This window comes from Ruegeria sp. AF1 (assembly GCF_056542125.1).
The window spans coordinates 17,908-37,522 of the sequence record NZ_JBQFZG010000003.1 but is presented as its reverse complement, the minus strand read 5'-3'; the positions used below and the strand labels follow the sequence as shown (position 1 = coordinate 37,522).

General features: G+C 59.9%; 18 protein-coding genes and 1 tRNA gene. 14 read left to right on the top strand and 5 right to left on the bottom strand.

Annotation, left to right across the window (positions count from 1 at the left end):
* Positions 1-3: 3 nt before the first annotated feature.
* On the bottom strand, positions 4-2,190 hold the full coding sequence (uvrB, locus tag ACR0BK_RS06995) for an excinuclease ABC subunit UvrB (RefSeq protein ID WP_480554165.1): 2,187 nt from the start codon (positions 2,188-2,190) through the stop codon (positions 4-6).
* Between the two features lie 269 nt (positions 2,191-2,459).
* Between uvrB and ACR0BK_RS06990 the strand changes: the two genes are divergently transcribed.
* From ACR0BK_RS06990 to ACR0BK_RS06935, 12 genes are all read left to right on the top strand, one after another.
* The gene (locus ACR0BK_RS06990; RefSeq protein ID WP_480518575.1) at positions 2,460-2,771 is read left to right on the top strand and encodes an ETC complex I subunit; all 312 of its coding nucleotides are present in this window, start codon (positions 2,460-2,462) and stop codon (positions 2,769-2,771) included.
* A complete protein-coding gene (locus tag ACR0BK_RS06985; protein WP_480518577.1) occupies positions 2,772-3,248 on the top strand; it encodes a GNAT family N-acetyltransferase in 477 nt (158 codons plus the stop codon). It abuts the gene before it with no gap.
* 21 nt (positions 3,249-3,269) lie between these two features.
* Positions 3,270-3,346: transfer RNA gene (locus ACR0BK_RS06980), tRNA-Arg, on the top strand.
* Positions 3,347-3,732: 386 nt separating this feature from the next.
* Positions 3,733-4,746, top strand: coding sequence for an inositol 2-dehydrogenase (gene iolG, locus ACR0BK_RS06975; RefSeq protein WP_480554164.1), 1,014 nt, complete (start codon positions 3,733-3,735; stop codon positions 4,744-4,746).
* A gap of 124 nt (positions 4,747-4,870) precedes the next feature.
* Complete coding sequence (locus ACR0BK_RS06970; RefSeq protein WP_267364100.1) at positions 4,871-5,791, top strand: sugar ABC transporter substrate-binding protein; 921 nt, start codon at positions 4,871-4,873, stop codon at positions 5,789-5,791.
* 68 nt (positions 5,792-5,859) lie between these two features.
* Positions 5,860-6,966, top strand: a complete 1,107-nt coding sequence (locus ACR0BK_RS06965) for an ABC transporter permease (protein WP_480475272.1) — start codon at positions 5,860-5,862, stop codon at positions 6,964-6,966.
* A 1-nt stretch (position 6,967) separates the two neighbouring features.
* Positions 6,968-7,789: an ATP-binding cassette domain-containing protein gene (locus ACR0BK_RS06960; protein ID WP_480475274.1), complete on the top strand. Its 822-nt coding sequence runs from the start codon at positions 6,968-6,970 to the stop codon at positions 7,787-7,789.
* 151 nt (positions 7,790-7,940) lie between these two features.
* Positions 7,941-9,773 carry a 3D-(3,5/4)-trihydroxycyclohexane-1,2-dione acylhydrolase (decyclizing) gene (gene iolD, locus ACR0BK_RS06955; RefSeq protein WP_480554163.1) on the top strand — a complete coding sequence of 611 codons (1,833 nt, stop codon included), beginning with the start codon at positions 7,941-7,943 and terminating at the stop codon, positions 9,771-9,773.
* Positions 9,770-10,669, top strand: a complete 900-nt coding sequence (gene iolE, locus ACR0BK_RS06950; RefSeq protein ID WP_480518582.1) for a myo-inosose-2 dehydratase — start codon at positions 9,770-9,772, stop codon at positions 10,667-10,669. Before iolD ends, iolE begins: the two co-directional genes overlap by 4 nt.
* 47 nt (positions 10,670-10,716) lie before the next feature.
* Positions 10,717-11,898 (top strand): phytanoyl-CoA dioxygenase family protein, encoded by a 1,182-nt coding sequence (locus ACR0BK_RS06945; RefSeq protein ID WP_480554162.1) that lies wholly within the window; start codon positions 10,717-10,719, stop codon positions 11,896-11,898.
* A 48-nt stretch (positions 11,899-11,946) separates the two neighbouring features.
* Positions 11,947-12,753 (top strand): 5-deoxy-glucuronate isomerase, encoded by an 807-nt coding sequence (gene iolB / locus ACR0BK_RS06940; protein ID WP_480554161.1) that lies wholly within the window; start codon positions 11,947-11,949, stop codon positions 12,751-12,753.
* Positions 12,750-13,508 carry an SDR family NAD(P)-dependent oxidoreductase gene (locus ACR0BK_RS06935; RefSeq protein ID WP_480518589.1) on the top strand — a complete coding sequence of 253 codons (759 nt, stop codon included), beginning with the start codon at positions 12,750-12,752 and terminating at the stop codon, positions 13,506-13,508. The genes iolB and ACR0BK_RS06935 overlap by 4 nt, the downstream gene beginning before the upstream one ends.
* 15 nt (positions 13,509-13,523) lie before the next feature.
* On the opposite strand, the gene ACR0BK_RS06930 is transcribed toward ACR0BK_RS06935, so the two are convergent.
* Genes ACR0BK_RS06930 through iolC form a run of 3 tightly spaced genes read right to left on the bottom strand, consistent with a single transcriptional unit; the run spans position 13,524 to position 16,186 of the window.
* On the bottom strand, positions 13,524-14,363 hold the full coding sequence (locus ACR0BK_RS06930) for a class II fructose-bisphosphate aldolase (protein ID WP_480518591.1): 840 nt from the start codon (positions 14,361-14,363) through the stop codon (positions 13,524-13,526).
* Positions 14,360-15,196 carry a 5-deoxy-glucuronate isomerase gene (locus ACR0BK_RS06925; protein ID WP_480518593.1) on the bottom strand — a complete coding sequence of 279 codons (837 nt, stop codon included), beginning with the start codon at positions 15,194-15,196 and terminating at the stop codon, positions 14,360-14,362. The genes ACR0BK_RS06930 and ACR0BK_RS06925 overlap by 4 nt, the downstream gene beginning before the upstream one ends.
* A 9-nt stretch (positions 15,197-15,205) precedes the next feature.
* Complete coding sequence (gene iolC, locus ACR0BK_RS06920) at positions 15,206-16,186, bottom strand: 5-dehydro-2-deoxygluconokinase (protein ID WP_480554160.1); 981 nt, start codon at positions 16,184-16,186, stop codon at positions 15,206-15,208.
* Positions 16,187-16,297: 111 nt separating this feature from the next.
* Between iolC and ACR0BK_RS06915 the strand changes: the two genes are divergently transcribed.
* Positions 16,298-17,401, top strand: a complete 1,104-nt coding sequence (locus tag ACR0BK_RS06915; RefSeq protein ID WP_480554159.1) for a Gfo/Idh/MocA family protein — start codon at positions 16,298-16,300, stop codon at positions 17,399-17,401.
* Positions 17,402-17,438: 37 nt separating this feature from the next.
* Positions 17,439-18,572 carry a Gfo/Idh/MocA family protein gene (locus ACR0BK_RS06910; RefSeq protein ID WP_480554157.1) on the top strand — a complete coding sequence of 378 codons (1,134 nt, stop codon included), beginning with the start codon at positions 17,439-17,441 and terminating at the stop codon, positions 18,570-18,572.
* Here the strand turns inward: ACR0BK_RS06910 and ACR0BK_RS06905 are convergent, their stop codons facing one another.
* Positions 18,573-19,571, bottom strand: coding sequence for a LacI family DNA-binding transcriptional regulator (locus ACR0BK_RS06905; protein ID WP_480518600.1), 999 nt, complete (start codon positions 19,569-19,571; stop codon positions 18,573-18,575).
* Between the last annotated feature and the right edge of the window lie 44 nt (positions 19,572-19,615).

Sequence of the window (19,615 nt, the reverse complement as noted above, 5' to 3'; positions counted from 1 at the left end):
ATGCTACCTCTTCCTCCGCTTCACATTCCCACCCCTTTGCCCCGGCCGTCCAGCCGTTGAGCGTCCGCGCGTTTTCACGGCGTCTTCCGAGGCTTTCTCGACCGCCCATTGGCGGGCCATGGGGTCGTCGGCGATGGCCAGGTCGACCGCTTCCAGACGTTTGATTTCATCCCGGATGTTGGCGGCCTCTTCGAATTCCAGATTCTCGGCGGCTTTGCGCATCTGGTCGCGCAGCCCGTTCAGGTGCGCCTCGAGGTTGGCGCCGTGCATCGGTTTGTCGATGGTGGCGGTGACGCGGTTCATGTCCACGTCGCCCTCATAAAGCCCGGCCAGAACATCCTCGACATTCTTTTTCACGGTCGCGGGCGTGATACCGTGTTCCTCGTTATAGGCCATCTGCTTGGCGCGGCGGCGGTCGGTTTCGGCCAGCGCGCGTTCCATCGAACCGGTGATCTTGTCGGCATACATGATCACCCGGCCCTCGGCGTTGCGCGCGGCGCGGCCGATGGTCTGGACCAGCGAGGTCTCGGACCGCAGAAAGCCTTCCTTGTCGGCGTCCAGAATGGCGACCAGCCCGCATTCGGGAATGTCGAGCCCTTCACGCAGCAGGTTGATGCCGACCAGCACGTCGAAGGCGCCCAGACGCAGGTCGCGCAGAATCTCGATGCGTTCCAGCGTGTCGATATCGGAATGCATGTAGCGGACCTTGATACCCTGTTCGTGCAGGTATTCGGTCAGATCTTCGGCCATGCGTTTGGTCAGCGTCGTGACCAATGTGCGATAGCCATCGGCGGCGACCTTGCGCACCTCGTCCAGCAGGTCGTCGACCTGCATCGACACGGGGCGGATTTCGACCTGCGGGTCCAGCAGGCCGGTGGGGCGGATCACCTGTTCGGTGAAGACACCGCCGGTCTGGTCCAGCTCCCACGCGGCGGGGGTGGCCGAGACGAAGACGGATTGCGGGCGCATGGCATCCCATTCCTCGAACTTCAAAGGCCGGTTGTCCATGCAGGACGGCAGGCGGAACCCGTGTTCGGCCAGCGTGAACTTGCGCCGATAGTCGCCCCGGTACATGCCGCCGATCTGCGGTACGCTGACATGGGATTCGTCGGCAAAGACGATGGCGTTGTCGGGGATGAATTCGAACAGGGTCGGGGGCGGCTCGCCCGGTGCGCGGCCGGTCAGATAGCGCGAATAGTTCTCGATCCCGTTGCAGACGCCGGTGGCCTCGAGCATTTCCAGATCGAAATTGGTGCGCTGTTCCAGCCGCTGCGCCTCGAGCAGTTTGCCTTCGCCGACCAGCTGGTCGAGGCGCATCCGCAGTTCTTTTTTGATTCCGATGATCGCCTGCTGCATCGTCGGTTTCGGCGTCACATAGTGGGAATTCGCATAGACCCGGATATGGTCCATCGTGTCGGTCTTTTCGCCGGTCAGCGGGTCGAATTCGGTGACCTGTTCCAGTTCCTCGCCGAAGAAGGACAGTTTCCAGGCGCGGTCTTCAAGGTGGGCGGGCCAGATTTCCAGACTGTCGCCCCGCACCCGGAACGAGCCGCGCTGAAACCCCTGATCGTTGCGGCGGTATTGCTGGGCCACCAGATCGGCCATCACCTGCCGCTGGTCGTATTCGTGACCGACCTTCAGATCCTGCGTCATCGCCCCGTAGGTTTCGACCGAACCGATACCGTAGATGCACGACACCGAGGCGACGATGATCACGTCATCGCGTTCCAGCAGCGCCCGCGTGGCCGAGTGGCGCATCCGGTCGATCTGTTCGTTGATCTGCGATTCTTTCTCGATGTAGGTGTCAGAGCGCGGCACATAAGCTTCGGGTTGGTAATAGTCGTAGTAGGACACGAAATATTCCACCGAGTTTTCGGGGAAGAAGCCCTTGAATTCACCGTATAGCTGCGCGGCGAGCGTTTTGTTGGGGGCCAGGATGATGGCGGGGCGCTGGGTTTCCTCGATCACCTTGGCCATGGTGAAGGTCTTGCCCGTTCCGGTCGCGCCCAGCAGCACCTGATCGCGTTCCCCGTCCAGCACGCCGCCCGCCAATTCCTTGATCGCCGTGGGCTGATCGCCCGCCGGATTGAATTCGGTATGCATCACGAATTGCCTGCCGCCTTCCAGTTTCAGGCGGGCGCGCACGTCTTCGGCGGTCAATTGGGTCTTGTCGGAATGGGCGTATGGCATAGGCAGGCTCCGGGCGTCAGGCCCTTACATTTGTTCTTATTTTGTCCAACTGCAAGGGCCGATCCGAATTCATTGCGCGCAATGCGGTCTGAGACTGTGCGGGGGTGAGATGGTGTAATGTTCTTGCGTTTGTTTGGCGCGATCCTATCCCAGCCTGATGACAGTTTCTGGCATGAGCTCGCGGGCGAGGGCCGCGACAATTGCAATCTTGCCCCCGGGCGCGCTCTGACGCATAAACGGGCTCAGCCAAGTGAGTACGGAGAGGCGACATGCGCGCACGGATTTACCAGCCCGCAAGAAATGCGATGACCTCGGGGATGGCCAAGACCCGCAAATGGGTTCTGGAATACGCCCCGGCCTCGGCGCGCGAGGTTGATCCGCTGATGGGCTGGACGTCGTCCAGCGACACGCAGGCTCAGGTGCGCCTGAAGTTCGACACGAGGGAAGAGGCGCTGGATTATGCCAAGGCCCACGGTATCGATGCTGAGGTCAGCGAGCCGCACAAGCGCAAACCCAATCTGCGTGCGCGGGGCTATGGCGAGAATTTCGCAACCGACCGGCGTGCCCCCTGGACGCACTGAATGATCGAAATCCGCGAGGCTGACCCGACATCGGACGTATTACGCCCGATTGTCGAGGCGCATTTTGCCCATGGCGAAACTGCGGGACCTGCGGAAAGCAACCACACGATGGACGCCGAAGCATTGGCTGGCCCGGGGGTGCGATTCTGGGCCATTTTTGACGGACAGCAGCCATTGGGATGCGGTGCGCTGAAAGCGCTGCCCGATGGAACCGCCGAAGTGAAATCGGTGCATATTCTGGCGCAGGCAAGAGGGCGCGGGCTGGCGCACGTGCTGATGACGCATCTGGCTGAACAGGCTGGCGCAGAGGGGTGCGAGGCTTTGGTTCTTGAGACCGGGGCGAGCCATCTTCGCGAATATGATGCCGCCCGCAAGCTGTATGAGTCGCTGGGCTATTCCTATTGCGGGCCAATCTTTGGGTATGTTGACGATCCCAACAGCGCATTCATGCGCTTGCCTCTTGAACCCCGCGGGTAAAAACCGCAAGAAGGGCGCAGCGGTCCCTTAGCTCAACTGGATAGAGCAGCTGACTTCTAATCAGCAGGTTGAGGGTTCGAGTCCTTCAGGGATCGCCATTGTCAAACCAGATCAATACCGGACATGCGCCTGCTTTGGTCGGCGCGATGTGATCTTGTGGCTGTTTGGTGTGGTATGAGGGGCTGGACGAGGGGGTCATGCCAGCCCCTCTAAGGGGTCACAGAGTGGTAGTATGTGTTCCTTAAGTACAATCTAACGTGATTCACCGGGCGGCGATATTGGGGGATTCCCGTAGGCTGGCATTTGCGCGGAAAATGCGTGTCGGGCGGGGTAATCCTGTTGAGATCAGACCGGGTTCTTGCGCGGTATTCGCGTTGAGGCTGCGGGAGCCGCTGGCAAAACCGGGGGCGATGCAAAAAATATATTGCAACCGGTTGCAAAGAAAATCATTGTTACGCACAACAACAAGATTCGGGAGAGCTGCATGTTGAGGGTCGGATTGCTGGGTGCCGGGCGTATTGGGCGTGTTCATGCGCAGGCCATATCTTCCCATCCGGGGAGCAGGTTGTGTGCCGTATCCGATGCGCTGCCCGAAGCGGCAGCCAGCCTGGCGCGTGAATATGGGGCCGAGGCACGCAGTTCAGAAGAAATAATCGCTGATCCCGAGATTGACGCGGTTCTGATTGCAACGCCGACGGATACGCATTCCGACCTGATCGAGGCGGCCACGGGCGCTGGCAAAGCCGTTCTGTGCGAAAAGCCCGTCGATCTGAGCCTTCAGAGGGCGCAAGACTGTCTGACAGCCGTCGCGGGGCGCGGCAAACCTGTCATGATCGGGTTTAACCGGCGGTTCGATCCTAATTTTGCAGCTTTGAAGGCCGGTTTGGACGCAGGTGAAATCGGCAAGGCCGAACTGTTGTCGATCACGTCATTTGACCCGGCACCGCCTCCGGTCAGCTATGTAAAAGTGTCCGGAGGACTGTTTCGGGACATGATGATCCACGATTTTGACATGGCGAACTTTCTGATGGGGGATGTGCCTCAGACCGTCACGGCGGTGGGATCGTCGCTTGTGGATGCGGAGATCGGCGCGGCAGGCGATGTGGATACGGCTGTGGTCACAATGACTTACGCAGACGGCCGGATTGCGGTCATCAAGAACTCGCGCCGGGCGGCCTATGGCTATGATCAGCGGGTCGAGGTGCTGGGTTCGGAAGGGTTGTTGCAGGCGCATAACATGCTGGAAAACACCGTCGTGAAATCGACGGCAGATGGCGTTGTGGGCGCAAAGCCGACTTATTTCTTTCTGGAACGCTACATGCCGGCCTATCGCGTGGAATGGGCCGCATTTGTTGATGCCGTCAGCGGCGGTTCCAACGTTCCCGTCACGTTGCAGGATGGTGTGGCGGCGCTGGCGATGGCCGAGGCCGCGACCCTGTCAGCGCAGACGGGAAAGCCCGTCCGGATGGAGGAAATTTTGAAACCGGTTGCAAAATGACCAAAATTCTTCAAACTAACGACAGCTCGGCCCTGCGCCGCAGCCACTGAGATTCGGCACAGCCGGATGATTGGGGCCGGTACCCCAACAGAAGATCAGACTGAACCAATGGGAGGAAACTGAAATGAAGAAATTCGTTAAAGGTGCACTTGCCGCGGGGGCACTGGCCCTGGCTACACCCGCTCTTGCGCAGGACATCGTGGTCGTATCGCATGGCCAGGCCAATGACGCATTCTGGAACGTCGTGAAGAACGGTGTTGAACAGGCTGGCAAGGATGTCGGTGTGAATGTGGAATACCGCGCACCGGAAACCTTCGACATGGTGGCCATGTCGCAGCTGATCGACGCTGCGGTGAACCAGGAACCTGATGGCCTGATCGTTTCGATCCCGGATGCGGATGCGCTTGGCCCGTCAATCGAACGTGCCGTTGCCGCAGGCATCCCGGTGATCTCGATCAACTCGGGGTCGGATGTGTCGAAACAGCTGGGTGCGTTGCTGCACGTGGGTCAGGACGAGTTTGACGCCGGGAAAGCTGCGGGTGAACAACTGGCTTCGATGGGGGGCAAAACCGCGATCTGTGTGAACCACGAAGTGGGCAACGTTGCGCTGGACCTGCGTTGCGCAGGTTTCGCGGAAGGCTTTGGCGGTAATGTCGAAGTTCTGCCGACCTCGAACGATCCGTCGGAAATCGAGTCGAAGGTCTCGGCTGCTCTTGCTGCTAACGAAGCCGTCGATACGGTTATGGCGCTGGGTGCAAGCTCGGCCGGTGAGCCGACTGTTGCCGCTGTCAAAGCGTCGGGCCGTGATGTGAACGTTGCATCCTTCGACCTGTCGGCCAACTTCCTGCAATCGATTGCGGATGGCGACGCGGCCTTTGCCATTGACCAGCAGCAGTATCTGCAAGGGTACCTGTCGGTGAACTTCATGGGCCTGCACGCCAAATACGGCCTGATGCCCGGTGGCAACGTTCCTTCGGGTCCGAACCTGATCACTCAGGACAAGGCCGCGCAGGTGATCGAGCTGTCCGCGCAGGGCATCCGCTGATCCATACCGCAACCTGAACTAAACGGGGCGGCGCGGTGGCGCCGCTCCCACCCAAGTGGGAGGAAACGATGAGTGACTCAGCGCAAATCGCCGGGGACGAAAGGGTCAAGAAAGAACCTTTCATGACCAAGCTCATGAAACGGCCCGAACTCGGTGCGATGGCCGGTGTCGTTCTGGTGGTCATCTTCTTTGCCATCACAGCAGACGATTCGATGTTTACCCTGGCCGGGGTCATGAATTTCATGACACCTGCGGCACAGCTGGGCATTCTAGCAATCGGTGCGGCCCTTCTGATGATCGGTGGTGAGTTTGATCTGTCCATCGGATCGATGGTGGCGTTTGCGGGCCTGTTCTTCGGCGTCTGCGTGGTGACATGGCATCTGCCACTGATCATTGCGATCCCCATGACATTTGTATTCGCGGCATTCGTCGGAGCAGTGAACGGCAATATCGTCATAAGATCTGGCCTGCCGTCCTTTATCGTGACGCTGGCTTTCCTGTTCATTCTGCGTGGCTTGTCCCTTGTTGGCCTCAAAGCGGCGACCGGAGGGTCGACCCAGTTGCGCGGTGTGCGTGACGTGGTTGAAAACGACTGGCTGGCGCCGTTCTTTTCGGGCGAAGCCTTTGGCAGCCTGTTTGCCTGGCTGGCGGCCAATGGCATGATTGACACCTTCAAAAGCGGAGCACCCAAGGTGCCCGGCGTTCCGGTCGAAATCCTGTGGTTCATCGTGCTGGCATTGGCCGCCACCTATGTGTTGCTGCGAACCCCGGCGGGGAACTGGATTTTCGCGGCGGGCGGTGACAGCACTGCGGCATCGAATTCCGGTGTTCCCGTGAGCAAGATCAAGGTGTCTCTGTTCATGCTGACTGCCTGTTGCGCTGCACTGGTGGCCATCATTACGGTGATCGACGCGGGCTCGACCGACGCACGGCGTGGTTTCCAGAAAGAATTCGAGGCGATCATCGCTGCCGTGATCGGGGGCTGTCTGCTGACGGGCGGATATGGCTCGGCCATCGGGGCGTTCTTTGGTTCGATCATCTTTGGCATGGTTGTCATCGGACTGACCTATACGGATTTCGATCAGGACTGGTTCCAGGTGTTCCTGGGCGCAATGCTGCTGATTGCCGTTCTGTTCAACAACGCGATCCGCAAACGCGTAACCGGGGAGCGCTGATATGACCGAAGATACCAAGTTCCACCACGGCGATGCGGCGGGCGATCAGGCCCCCATCGTGGAAATGAAGGATATCGAGAAGCACTTTGGCAACATCATCGCATTGGCGGGCGTCAGTTTCGACGTCAAACCGGGTGAATGCCACTGCCTGCTGGGCGATAACGGCGCGGGCAAGTCGACCTTCATCAAGACCATGTCCGGGGTACATAAACCCACCAAGGGCGAGATCTTTTTCGAGGGCAAGCCGTTGCATTTTGACACTCCGCGGGATGCGATGGAGGCAGGCATTGCGACCGTGTTCCAGGATCTGGCGATGATCCCGCTGATGAGCGTCACGCGCAACTTTTTCATGGGGCGCGAGCCGACCAAGGGTAAGGGTCTGCTGAAACGGTTCGATGTTGAACACGCGAATGAGGTCTGCATGGAAGAGATGCGCAAGATGGGCATCAACCTGCGCGGGCCGGATCAGGCTGTTGGCACCTTGTCTGGGGGGGAACGGCAGACCGTTGCCATTGCCCGCGCCGTGTATTTTGGTGCCAAGATCCTGATCTTGGACGAGCCGACCTCGGCCCTTGGTGTGCGCCAGACTTCGAACGTTCTGGCCACCATCGACAAGGTGCGCAGTCAGGGCGTCGGCGTGGTTTTCATCAGCCACAACGTGCGTCACGCGCTGGCGGTGGGTGACAGGTTCACCGTTTTGAACCGGGGCAAGACGCTGGGCACAGCAACGCGTGGCGAGATCACGCCAGAGCAGTTGCAGGACCTGATGGCAGGCGGTCAGGAAATGGCCGAGCTAGAAGGATCGCTGGGCGGTACGGTTTAAAGTACAGAACTTGGATGCCCCAATGGGGCATCCATCGGGCGGTGGCACGTGACGCCACTCTGTTTTCAGGCTTTGATACAAAAGCTGGCACCTTCGCAAATGAGAAAACCCGCAGGCCGCCAAAGGCGGAGCTGAGTTGAAAGGGATCATGATGAGCAAGACAGTCCGACTGACCGCGGCGCAGGCTCTGGTGCGCTATCTGGGCGCGCAGATGAACGAGGCCGGAGAGCCCTTTATCGCAGGTGTCTGGGCGATCTTCGGCCATGGCAACGTGGCCGGTCTGGGCGAGGCGTTGCACGGTGTGAAAGACAGCCTGCCCACCTATCGCGGTCATAATGAGCAGACCATGGCACATTGCGCGATTGCCTATGCTAAGCAGTTGGGGCGCAGGCGGGCGATGGCGGTCACTTCGTCCATCGGGCCGGGGGCCACCAACATGGTCACCGCTGCGGCGCTGGCCCATGTGAACCGCCTGCCGGTTTTGTTGCTGCCCGGTGACGTGTTCGCCACGCGTGGTCCCGACCCGGTTTTGCAGCAACCCGAAGTGTTCTCGGACGGAACCATCAGCGCGAATGACTGTTTCAGACCGGTCAGCCGCTATTTCGACCGCATCACCCGGCCGGAGCACCTGTTGACGGCGCTGCCGCGCGCCTTCCGCACGATGACGGACCCGGCGGATTGCGGTCCGGTGACGCTGGCCTTTTGTCAGGATGTGCAGGCCGAGGCTTATGACTATCCCGAAAGCTTTTTTGAGCCGCGCGTCTGGTATCAGCGCCGAATTCGTCCGGATGAGGGTGAACTGACACGGGCCGTGGCCGCGATTAAGGCAGCCAAGCGCTCTGTAATCGTGGCCGGGGGCGGTGTGCATTATTCGGACGCGACCGCCGCTTTGCAGCGCTTTGCCGAGGCGCACAATGTGCCGGTGGCCGAGACGCAGGCAGGTAAATCCGCGCTGGCCTGGGATCATCCGCTGAACCTTGGTCCGATTGGCGTCACCGGCGGTGAGCCTGCCAACGATATCTGCGCCGAGGCGGATCTTGTGCTGGGCGTCGGCACCCGTTTTCAGGATTTCACCACCGGGTCTTGGGGATTGTTCGCGAACCCAGAGCGGGAATTGATCAGCCTGAACACCGCCGCCTATGACGCGGCAAAGCACGGCGCGATGCCGCTGCAGTCTGACGCCCGCGTTGGGCTGGGTGAACTGAGCGACGCGTTGGGCGGTTACCGCGCGCCTGATATGCCTGCAACGCTGAAGTCGGAATGGTTTGCCAAGGTCGACGCATTGACCGACGCGCCCGCAGACAGCAATGCGCTGCCCACGGATATGCAGGTAATTGGTGCCGTGCAGCGGGCGGCCAATGAAAACACCGTTGCCATGTGTGCCGCGGGCACGATGCCGGGTGAGTTGCACAAGCTGTGGAAGGCACCGCGCTCCGGTGCCTATCATATGGAATATGGCTTCAGCTGCATGGGGTATGAGATCGCCGGTGCGATGGGCATCAAGATGGCCCAGCCCGACCGCGACGTGATCTGCTTTACCGGCGACGGTACTTACATGATGGCGAACTCGGAAATGGCGACGGCGGCGATGATGGGGATTTCGTTCACCGTTGTGGTCACCGACAATCGCGGCTTTGGCTGCATCAACCGTTTGCAGATGGGAACCGGCGGGGCCGAGTTTAACAACCTGCTGGATCACGCAATCGGCGGCGAAAATTCGGTGATCGACTTTGCCAAACATGCCGAAGCAATGGGGGCGACCGCGCTCAAGGTCAGCTCGATCACCGAGCTTGAGGAGGCACTGGCCAAGCGAAGTGACATCAAAGGCCCCTATGTGGTGGTGATCGACACCGATCCCTACCCATCGACCGAATATGGCGGAACGTGGTGGGAAGTGGCGGTGCCCGAGGTCAGCATCCGTCCGGAAGTAAACGAAAAACGTGCGGCCTATGAGGTCGCCATCAAGGAAAGAAACACGAAATGAGCGTGAAGATCGGTATCTCTCCGATTGCCTGGCAGAATGACGATCTGCCGGACCTGACCGCAGCCTACACGATGGAGCAGGCGCTGAAAGAAGCGCGCGAGATCGGCTATACCGGTGTTGAACGGGGCCAGCGGATGCCCGGCGACACCGAAGGGTTGCGCGCCTATCTGGACGCAAACGACATCGCGCTGTGTGGCGGTTGGTGTTCGGGCAGTACTCTGGTCAATGACCTTGAGGCCGAGATCGCCATCGTGCGCGAGCAGGTGGAACAATTTGTTGCGCTGAACAGCCCCTGCATTGTTTACGCCGAGTGTTCAAATACCGTTCAGGGGCAGATCGGAACACCGGTCAATGACCGCCCGAAGCTGTCCAAAGACGAGGTTCTGGCCTATGCGGGCAAGCTGACCGAGCTTGCCAAATGGATGGCAGATCAGGGTATGCCGGTGGCCTATCACCATCATATGGGCACGATCATCGAAAGCGAAGAGGATGTGAACTGGCTGATGCAAGGTTCAGGCCCCGAGCTGAAGCTGTGTTTCGATACGGGTCACTTGCTGTTTGGCGGTGGCGACGTGATGGCCACGCTGAACCGTTGGGGCGACCGGGTGCATCACGTGCATTTCAAGGACATCCGCCCAGACATCGTGCAGGACACGCGCGAGAACAATCGCAGCTTTCTGGATGCCGTAATTGCCGGCGCATTCACCGTGCCGGGTGATGGCTGCATCGACTTTCAGGCCGTAGCCAACGCGTTGAAAGCAATGGATTACAGCGGCTGGATCGTGGTCGAGGCAGAGCAGGACCCCGCCAAGGCGCCGCCCTATGAGTACTCCAAATTGGGCTATGACCACATCGTCGAGGTTTGCGGCAAGGCAGGGTTGGAGATCACCGTTTAATCACCGCCCCTCGGGGCAACACCGAAGCCATGAAAGAGGAGTTTGTCATGGTACATCAAGACCTTGGATATGTCGGCTATTTTGACCGGGAATCCTGTGATCTGGATGAATTCAAGGTGTTGACTTCGCAAAACCTGACAACCGGTGCGGTTCCTCATGCCGCATCGGTGCAAAAGAACGTTCCGATCTATGATATGCACGCTCTGCGCCCGGCGCTGGAGAAGGCAGATCAAAGAAAAGCGCTGCTGGCGGAATGGGCAGGCGTGTTGGACAAATCTGCGGGTGTGATCGTTCTAAAAGGCGCATTTGCGGATACGTCCGTGATCGACCGGGCGACGGCTGTGTTCCAGCAGATCATCGTGGAAGAACGTCAGGGCGGGGCCGGAGAAGGCGACCACTTCGCGGCCTCGGGCGCGAATGACCGGATATGGAACGCATTGCAGAAACAGTGCTTGCGCGACCCCGAGGGCTTTGCACTCTATTTCGGGAATGTGGCCATTGCAGCGGCTTGCGAGGCGTGGCTGGGGCCGAACTATCAAATGACCGCGCAAATCAATCAGGTGCGCCCCGGCGGCAAGGCACAGCAGGCGCATCGGGATTACCATCTGGGCTTTCAAACCGCCGACAGCGCCGCCCGGTATCCGGCCCATGCCCATCTGGTGACGGCCTCGCTGACCTTGCAAGGCGCGGTTGCGCATTGTGACATGCCCGTGGAAAGCGGCCCAACCAAACTGTTGCCGTTTTCGCAGCTTTACGCGCCGGGATATCTGGCCTTTCACGATGCGGCACACCGGGCGTTTTTTGAAGAGAAATACATTCAGTTGCCCCTTGCGAAGGGGGATGCGGTGTTCTTCAACCCGGCGCTGTTCCACGCTGCCGGGGAAAACAGCAGTACGGATATTCAGCGGATGGCGAACCTGTTGCAGGTCTCATCCGCTTTTGGCCGCGCGATGGAGATGGTTGACCGGCAGTCCATGTCGCAGGCGGTGTTTCCGTCGCTGGTCGCCCTGAAACAACGCGGGGCGCTGAGTGCGGCAGAGCTGAATGCGGCGATTGCCGCAACGGCTGAGGGCTATCCGTTCCCGACAAATCTGGACACCGACCCGCCGATTGGTGGCAATGCGCCTGAAAGCCAGGCCGGCATATTGCACCGGGCCGTATCGGAAGGGTGGGCCGAGGCCCGACTGTCCGAGGCGCTTTCGGCCCTGCAAGCACGGCAAGCGGCCTGAGGGCGATACAGGCGGGCCGTTTAGGCCAGTCCAATAAGGAGAACAAGAATGGCAGATCTGCTGAAGAAGCCTATTGGAACCCGTGGCAAGGTACATGACATCACCCCGGACAGTGCCGGATGGCGATATGTGGGTTTTGGGCTCTATCATCTGCAAGCAGGCGACAGGGCGGCCGAGGCGACAGGAGACCGCGAAGTCATTCTGGTGATGGTCGAAGGAAAGGCGCGGATCACCGGGGCTGGGCAGGACTGGGGCGTGTTGGGCGGTCGGATGAACGTGTTCGAAAAGACACCGCCGCATAGCCTGTATCTGCCCAACGGAACCGAGTGGGAGGCTGTGGCGGAAACCGATTGTGTTGTGGCGGTCTGCTCGGCCCCGGGCAAGGGCGGCCACAAAGCGCGCCGGATTGGGCCGGATGGCATCACCCTGACCGAACGCGGCAAGGGCGTGAATACGCGATATATCAACAATATCGCGATGGAGAACGAGGATTATGCCGACAGTCTGCTGGTGACCGAGGTCTTTACGCCCAATGGGCACTGGTCCTCTTACCCCAGTCATCGACATGATGAGGATGATTTTCCCCGCATCACCTATCTGGAAGAGACGTATTATCACCGCCTCAACCCGGCCAACGGGTTCGGAATTCAGCGGGTCTATACCGATGATGGCCAGTTGGATGAGACGATGGCTGTCTCCGATGGCGATGTTGTGACTGTTCCGCGCGGCCATCACCCTTGCGGCGCGCCCTATGGGTTTGAGATGTATTACCTGAACGTCATGGCGGGCCCCCTGCGCAAATGGCGGTTTGCCCTGGCCCCTGAGGTCGAATGGATCATGGAGCGTGACGGATGAGCCAAGACTTCGCCAATTACCCTAGCCTTGCGGGCAAAACGGTTATCATCACGGGCGGGGCCGGGGGAATTGGTGCGGAAACCGTTCGCGCCTTTGCCGCGCAAGGGGCGAAGGTCGGGTTTCTGGATATCAATGCGGATGCGGGCCTTGCTCTGCTTGCGGAACTGGACGGTGAACACGCCTTTGCGCAATGTGACCTGCGCGATATCGAAGGGATGCGGGCCGCGCTGGAGCAACTGGTCGAGGAGTTGGGCGAGGCGGATGTGCTGGTCAACAACGCCGCCCAGGATGACCGTCACGACTGGCGCGAGGTGACGCCGGACTATTGGGATGAGCGGATGGCGACCAATATCCGCCATATGTTCTTTGCCATTCAGGCTGTGGCCCCGGGTATGATCGCCAAGGGCTCAGGTTCGATCATCAATATCGGATCGAATTCCTGGTGGGAGGCCGGGGCAGGTTTTCCGGCCTATGCCACCGCCAAATCGGCGGTGCATGGCCTGACCCGCACCATGGCGCGCGAATTGGGCGATCACCGCATTCGTGTGAACACGGTGGTGCCGGGCTGGATCATGACCGAGCGCCAGAAGAACCTCTGGGTTACGCCCGAAGCGCTGGCCAAACAGGTCGACCGCCAATGCCTGCCCGATCCGATTGAGCCTGTCTATGTCGCGCGCATGGTGCTGTTTCTGGCCTCGGATGACGCTGCCATGTGCAGCGCGGGCAACTTCATGGTCGAGGGGGGGTCGATCTGAGGACGAAAGCGCGCGTCAACGTTGCGGCGGCGCGCCAAAGGCACGGATGACCATGCGCGCGGCGGCTTCGACCGGATCGTGGGTTTCTTTCAGGATGGTCACGCGGTCAAACCGTTCGGGATCGCGATTGACAGCGTCTCGCAGGGCATTGCCGAAGGCCATGCGCAGCTCGGTCCCGATGTTGAACTTGCAGATTGAGGTTTCGCGGGCCAACTTCATACGCTGATCTACCGGCACACCCGATCCGCCATGAATGACCAGAGGCACTGTGGTCAAGGCGTCGATCTCGGCGATGCGGGCTTCGTCCAGACCGCCTTCCTTGTTTTGTTGCAGGTGGACGTTGCCGACCGATATCGCCATGGCATCCACACCGCTTTCACGTGCGAACTGGGCGGCTTCTGCCGGGTCGGTGCCGTTTGATCCTTCACCGCCCGAGTACCCGACAAAACCAATCTCGCCTTCGCAGGAAATCCCTGCCGCATGGGCCATCTCGGCAATTGCGGCGGTTTCATCGATGTTTTGCTGCAGGGGTTTGCGCGACCCGTCGAACATCAGGGACGTAAAACCGCTGTCGAGCGCGATCTTGCAGTCTTCGAACGTATAGCCGTGATCCAGATGCGCAACGACCGGAACCGAAGCGTTTTCGGCGAGATGCCGGAACATCTTGCCCAGTACAGGCAGCGGAGTGTGGTCGCGGCAGCTGGGTCCGGCTTGCAGGATCACGGGCGCATTCTCGGCCTCGGCCGCGGCCACATAGGCGCGCATATCTTCCCAGCCGAGTGTGACCAGCCCGCCTACGGCATAGCCCTGTTCATAAGCGGGTTGCAGGACGTCTTTCAGCGTGACGAGGGTCATTTGAATTTCGCAATCATGTCTTTGATGCCGGGAATGGTTTCGATCTGATAGGCATGTGTGGGCTGGAAATACTGCACCAGAGAACGCTGGGTCAGGCCGCCGAGAATGGTGAAATAATACATCTCGTACCCCGGCAAAACGCAGCAGGGGTGATAGCCCTTGTCGATGCAAACGGTCGATCCATCCACGATGTGATAGGCGTCACCCGGCTGGTTATCTTCGCGCTGCAACATCTGAAGGCCCGAGCCCCAGTTGGGCTTGAACCGGAAATTATAGGTCTCATCGTGGCGGGTTTCGTCCGGCAGGCGGTTGGTGTCATGCTTGTGGCTGGGAAAGCCCGACCAGCCGCCCTGACCGACGGTGAACAGCTCGCTCACCAATAGGCGGCCGACCTTGTCGTGGTGCTTTTGGCCAAGGATGTGTTTGATTTTGCGGTGAGTTTTGGTGTCGTCGCTGCCATATTGCACAAGGTCGTGTTCGCGCACATCGAACGGGTCCAGCACCTTGTCATATTTCGCACCGGCAATGAACACTTCGGTCGCGTCAGAAAGGCAGACCATCTGCACCTTTGCGCCGACGGGTACGTAGACGCCCTCGGGCTCGCCATCCCAGACATCTTCGCCCCGGTTGCCCAGCCTGGGGAAGGAAACGCCTTCGACATCCACATCGACGCTGCCGGTTGCAGGGACGATGCAGGTCTCGTAGCCCGGCACCCGGTATTCGAACGCCTCGCCTTTTTTCAGTTTGACGATGTTGAAATAGTTCAGCGGAACGGTCGGATCGCCGGCGTCAACGATGGGCTTGTTCTGATTGTCATGGGGCGCGATATGCATGGGATACTCCTATGTGGTCAGACCGGAGTGAGAGGCGAGGAACGCGTTCAGTTCGGGGGTCGTGGGCATAGCGGGGGCGCAGCCGGGTTTGGATACGACAATAGATGCGCAGGCGGAACCGCGCATCACCGAGTCTTTCAGCGAGTGCCCCGCCGCGATCGAAGCCAGAAGCCCTGCCATGAAACTGTCACCGGCCCCGACGGGCTTGATAGCGTCCACTGGGTAGATCCCGGTTTTGATTTCTTGCCCATCCGCCAGCGTCACGGCGCCTTTTTCGCCCATCTTGTAAATGACGACCCGGCCCGGTTTTTTGGCGAGGTCCTGTGCCTTGGCAAAGCCCTTTTCCAGACCTCCGGCCATGAAGCCGAACTCTTCATCATTGCCGACAATCAGGTCACTGGCTTCGCCCGCACGGGACAGAACGTCAGCGGCAATTTCCGGCGAAGGCCAGCTGTAGGGGCGGTAATCAACATCGAAAATGATCGGAAGACCAGCTTTGCGCGCATTTTCAAACCCTCGGAACGTGGCGCTGCGCGAGGGTTCGGATGCAAAGACGGTGCCAGCCGAAATCAAGGCCGAGAAGGATGAGTAATCAACCCTGTCCACATCCGCGTCAGTAACCTGAAAATCGACCGCTCCGTTGCGGTAGATGACATTCTGAAAGTTCTCGGTCCGGCTTTCATACAGGGCCAGAGAGGTGCGATACTCGCCCCCCAACACGCGGATATAAGAGGTATCTACCCCGTAATGTTGCAACCGGTTGAGGCAGAACCGACCAATTGCATCGTCCGAGATGGAGGTGATCAAGGATGCCTGGCTGCCCAGCTTGACCAGACCGGCACAGATATTCGCGGACGAGCCGCCAAGATCGGCATGGAACGTATCGGCCTCTTCGCTTTTGACACCGACCGGGCCTGCGTAAAGGTCCATACCCGCACGCCCCAGAACGGCAAAGCGGTTTCCTTTGATACCGTCTATCAAAGCGCTCACGTCATGTCCTCCGGCAAAGTGGGTGGGCAAAGTTTGGACCTTGCGTTGAATCGATTCACACGATACTGATTTTGCAACCGGTTGCAAACACAATGTGCGAGGCCATGGCAGATGCCTGAAATCGGAGTGGGAATCGTGGGTGGCGGTTATATGGGCAAGGCCCATTCCGTCGCGATGTCGGCCGTCGGAGCGGTGTTCAACACGGCGTTGCGCCCCCGGCTTGAGGTCATCTGCGCGTCGAGCCCGGACAGTGCCGAACGCTACCGGGCGGCCTATGGATTTCAGCGGGCAACCGATGACTGGCGCATGTTGGTTGAAGACCCCAAGGCCGAGGCAATCGTGATCGCCTCGCCTCAGTCAACACATCGTCAGATTGCCGAAGCGGCTTTTGCCTTGGGCAAACCGGTCTTGTGCGAGAAACCACTGGGCGCATCGCTTGAAGACAGTCGGGCGATGGTTGCCGCGGCTGAGGCTTCGGGGGCGGTGAACATGGTGGGGTTCAACTATATCCGCACACCCGCCAGCCAATATGCCCGCCAGTTGATTGCAGATGGCGCGATTGGTGACATCACGTGGTTCCGGGGCGAACATACCGAGGATTTCTATGCAGATCCGCAGGCCCCGGCCACCTGGCGCACCACCGGTATGGCCAACGGCACAACCGGCGATCTTGCCCCGCATATGGTCAACGGCGCATTGGCCTTGGTCGGGCCCATTGCGCAGGTGATGGCCGATGTTGAGACCGTTCACAAAACCCGCCCCGGTGGTGCGGTAACAAATGACGACCATGCCCAGATGATGTGCCGGTTCGAAAACGGGGTCATGGGAAGCCTGTATTTCAGCCGCGTCGCGACGGGGCGGAAAATGGGCTATGCCTATGAAATATCAGGTACAAAAGGCGCGCTCCGGTTCGATCAGGAGGACCAGAATGCGCTGTGGCTGTACAAGCGCGAAGGGCCCGAAGCCGCGCGCGGGTTCACCAAGATCCTGACTGGCCCCGCGCACCCGGATTATGAGCCCTTCTGTCAGGGTCCGGGTCACGGAACCGGCTATCAGGATCAGATCATCATCGAGGCCAAGGACTTTTTACAGGCCATCCATACCGGCGAGGCGATCTGGCCCACGTTCCGCGACGGGCATGAGGTCAACCGCGTGCTGGCCGCTGCGCTGGCCTCGTCCGATCAGCGGCAGTGGCAGGACATCAGCGATTTCTGATCGCTCTACATGACAATTCCAATGAGAGACAATGACCATGGCTAAGTTGAGATGGGGCATGATCGGGGGTGGTGAAGGCAGCCAGATTGGCCCCGCGCACCGCTTGGGGGCACAGGCTGACGGGCTGTTTGAATTTGCAGCTGGCGCGCTGGATCACCGGCCCGACGTGGGCCGCGAATACGCGCAGCGATTGGGTGTTGCTGCCGATCGTGCCTATGGCGACTGGCAAGAGATGCTGGCGGGCGAAAAAGACCGCGAGGATCGGATTGATCTGGTAACCATCGCGACGCCCAATTCGACCCATTTTGAGATTACCAAGGCCTATCTTGAGGCAGGCTTTAACGTGTTGTGCGAAAAGCCGATGACCATGACGGTTGAAGAGGGCGAAGAGATTGTGCGCGTGGCCGAAGCCTCGGGCAGGATCTGTGCAGTGAACTACTGTTATTCCGCCTATCCGATGGTGCGTCAGGCCCGTGCGATGGTGCGCGCAGGCGATATCGGCAAGGTGCGTCTGGTGGTGACCAATTTCAGCCACGGCCATCATGGCGACGCCACAGATGCGGATAACCCGCGCGTGCGCTGGCGCTATGACCCTGCGACGGCCGGGGTTTCAGGGCAGTTTGCCGATTGCGGCATCCATGCGTTGCACATGGCCAGTTTCATCTGTGACGATCAGGTGAAAACCCTGTCTGCCGACATGGCCTCGACCATCGTCAGCCGTGAGCTGGAAGATGATGCAATGATCAACTTCCGGATGGAGGGCGGCACGGTTGGACGCCTTTGGACGTCATCAGTGGCGATCGGGCGGCAGCATGGCTTTGACATTCAGGTCTTTGGCGAAACCGGTGGGCTGCGGTGGGCGTCCGAACAGCCCAATCAGTTGATCTATACTCCGGTCGGCGGGCGTACTCAGATCATCGAAAAGGGTGAGGGCGGTCTGCACGACGAGGTGCAACGCCTGTCGCGTGTCGCCATTGCGCACCCCGAGGGTTTTCCGCTGGCGGTCGCCAACATCTATTGCGATCTGGCGGATGCGATCCGTGGTGAAAGACGCGACGGTCTGCCCGGTGCGGCAGATGGGCTGCGGTCCATTGCGGCCGTCCACGCGGCTGTTGCGTCGGGCAAGGCCGATGGCGCATGGCAGGACGCGCGCCCGCCGATGTTTCGCTGATCAGGGGCGGGGCCGCAATGTGCCCCGTTCGATCACGCGGCAGGGGAAAATGCGGGCCTCGGGATAGCGCTGAGGCTCTTTCAGCATCTCAACGACCAGATCGACGGATGAAGTGATGATCTGTTTGATCGGCTGGTGGATCGTTGTCAAGTTAACGCTTTCCCAGCGCGACATCTCCATGTCGTTCAGACCGATGATTCCAATGTCCTGACCCGGTTTCAGCCCGTGATCGGCCAGTGCGGACAATGCGCCAACAGACAGGATGTCATCGCCGCAGAAATACGCCTCGGACGGGGTGTTGGCCAACAGGCGCAACATTTCGGCGCGGCCGGCCTCGAAGGAATAAGCCCCTGCGAAACAATGGCTTACTTCGATATCGGGGTGGTCTGCCAGTTCTTCCATGAACCCGCGATACCGGTCAAGTGCCGAGGTTGCATCTTCGGGCCCGCCCAGATAGCCGAGACGCTTGTATCCGCGCGCCAAAAGCTCGCGCGCGGCCATGCGCCCGCATTCGACGTTGTCGATTCCCACCACATGCACTTCGGGCGAGGTGGCCGAGCGGCCAAATGTATGCACCACCGGTACGCCCGCATCGTGGAACGCCTTGGCAAAGCTGGGCGGCAGCGTCGAAGACGCAACGATCGCCGCGTCAACCGAATACTGGCGCAGCATGCGGACCGAGTTTGCGGGCTCGGTCTCGTCCGTCAGGTTCACAATCAAAGGGCGTAGCCCGCGTTCCTGCAAGGCGCGGGTGAACTGATCGAACACCTCAAGAAAAATAGGGTTGTGAAAGTTGTTCGAAATCAACCCGATCAGTTTGGTGCGCCCGGTTGTCAGGGACGAGGCGAGGGCATTGGGGCTGTAGCCAAGCTCTCGCGCGGCCTTTTCAACTTTACTGCGTGTTTTTGCAGAGACCGAGGCGCCTTCGGTGAAGGTGCGCGACACCGCAGATCGCGATACGCCAGCCAAGGCGGCGACGTCTTTCAGGGTCACGCTCACGCAGTGCGGCTCCGGTCGTTGATGGTCAGAGATATCAAGGTGTT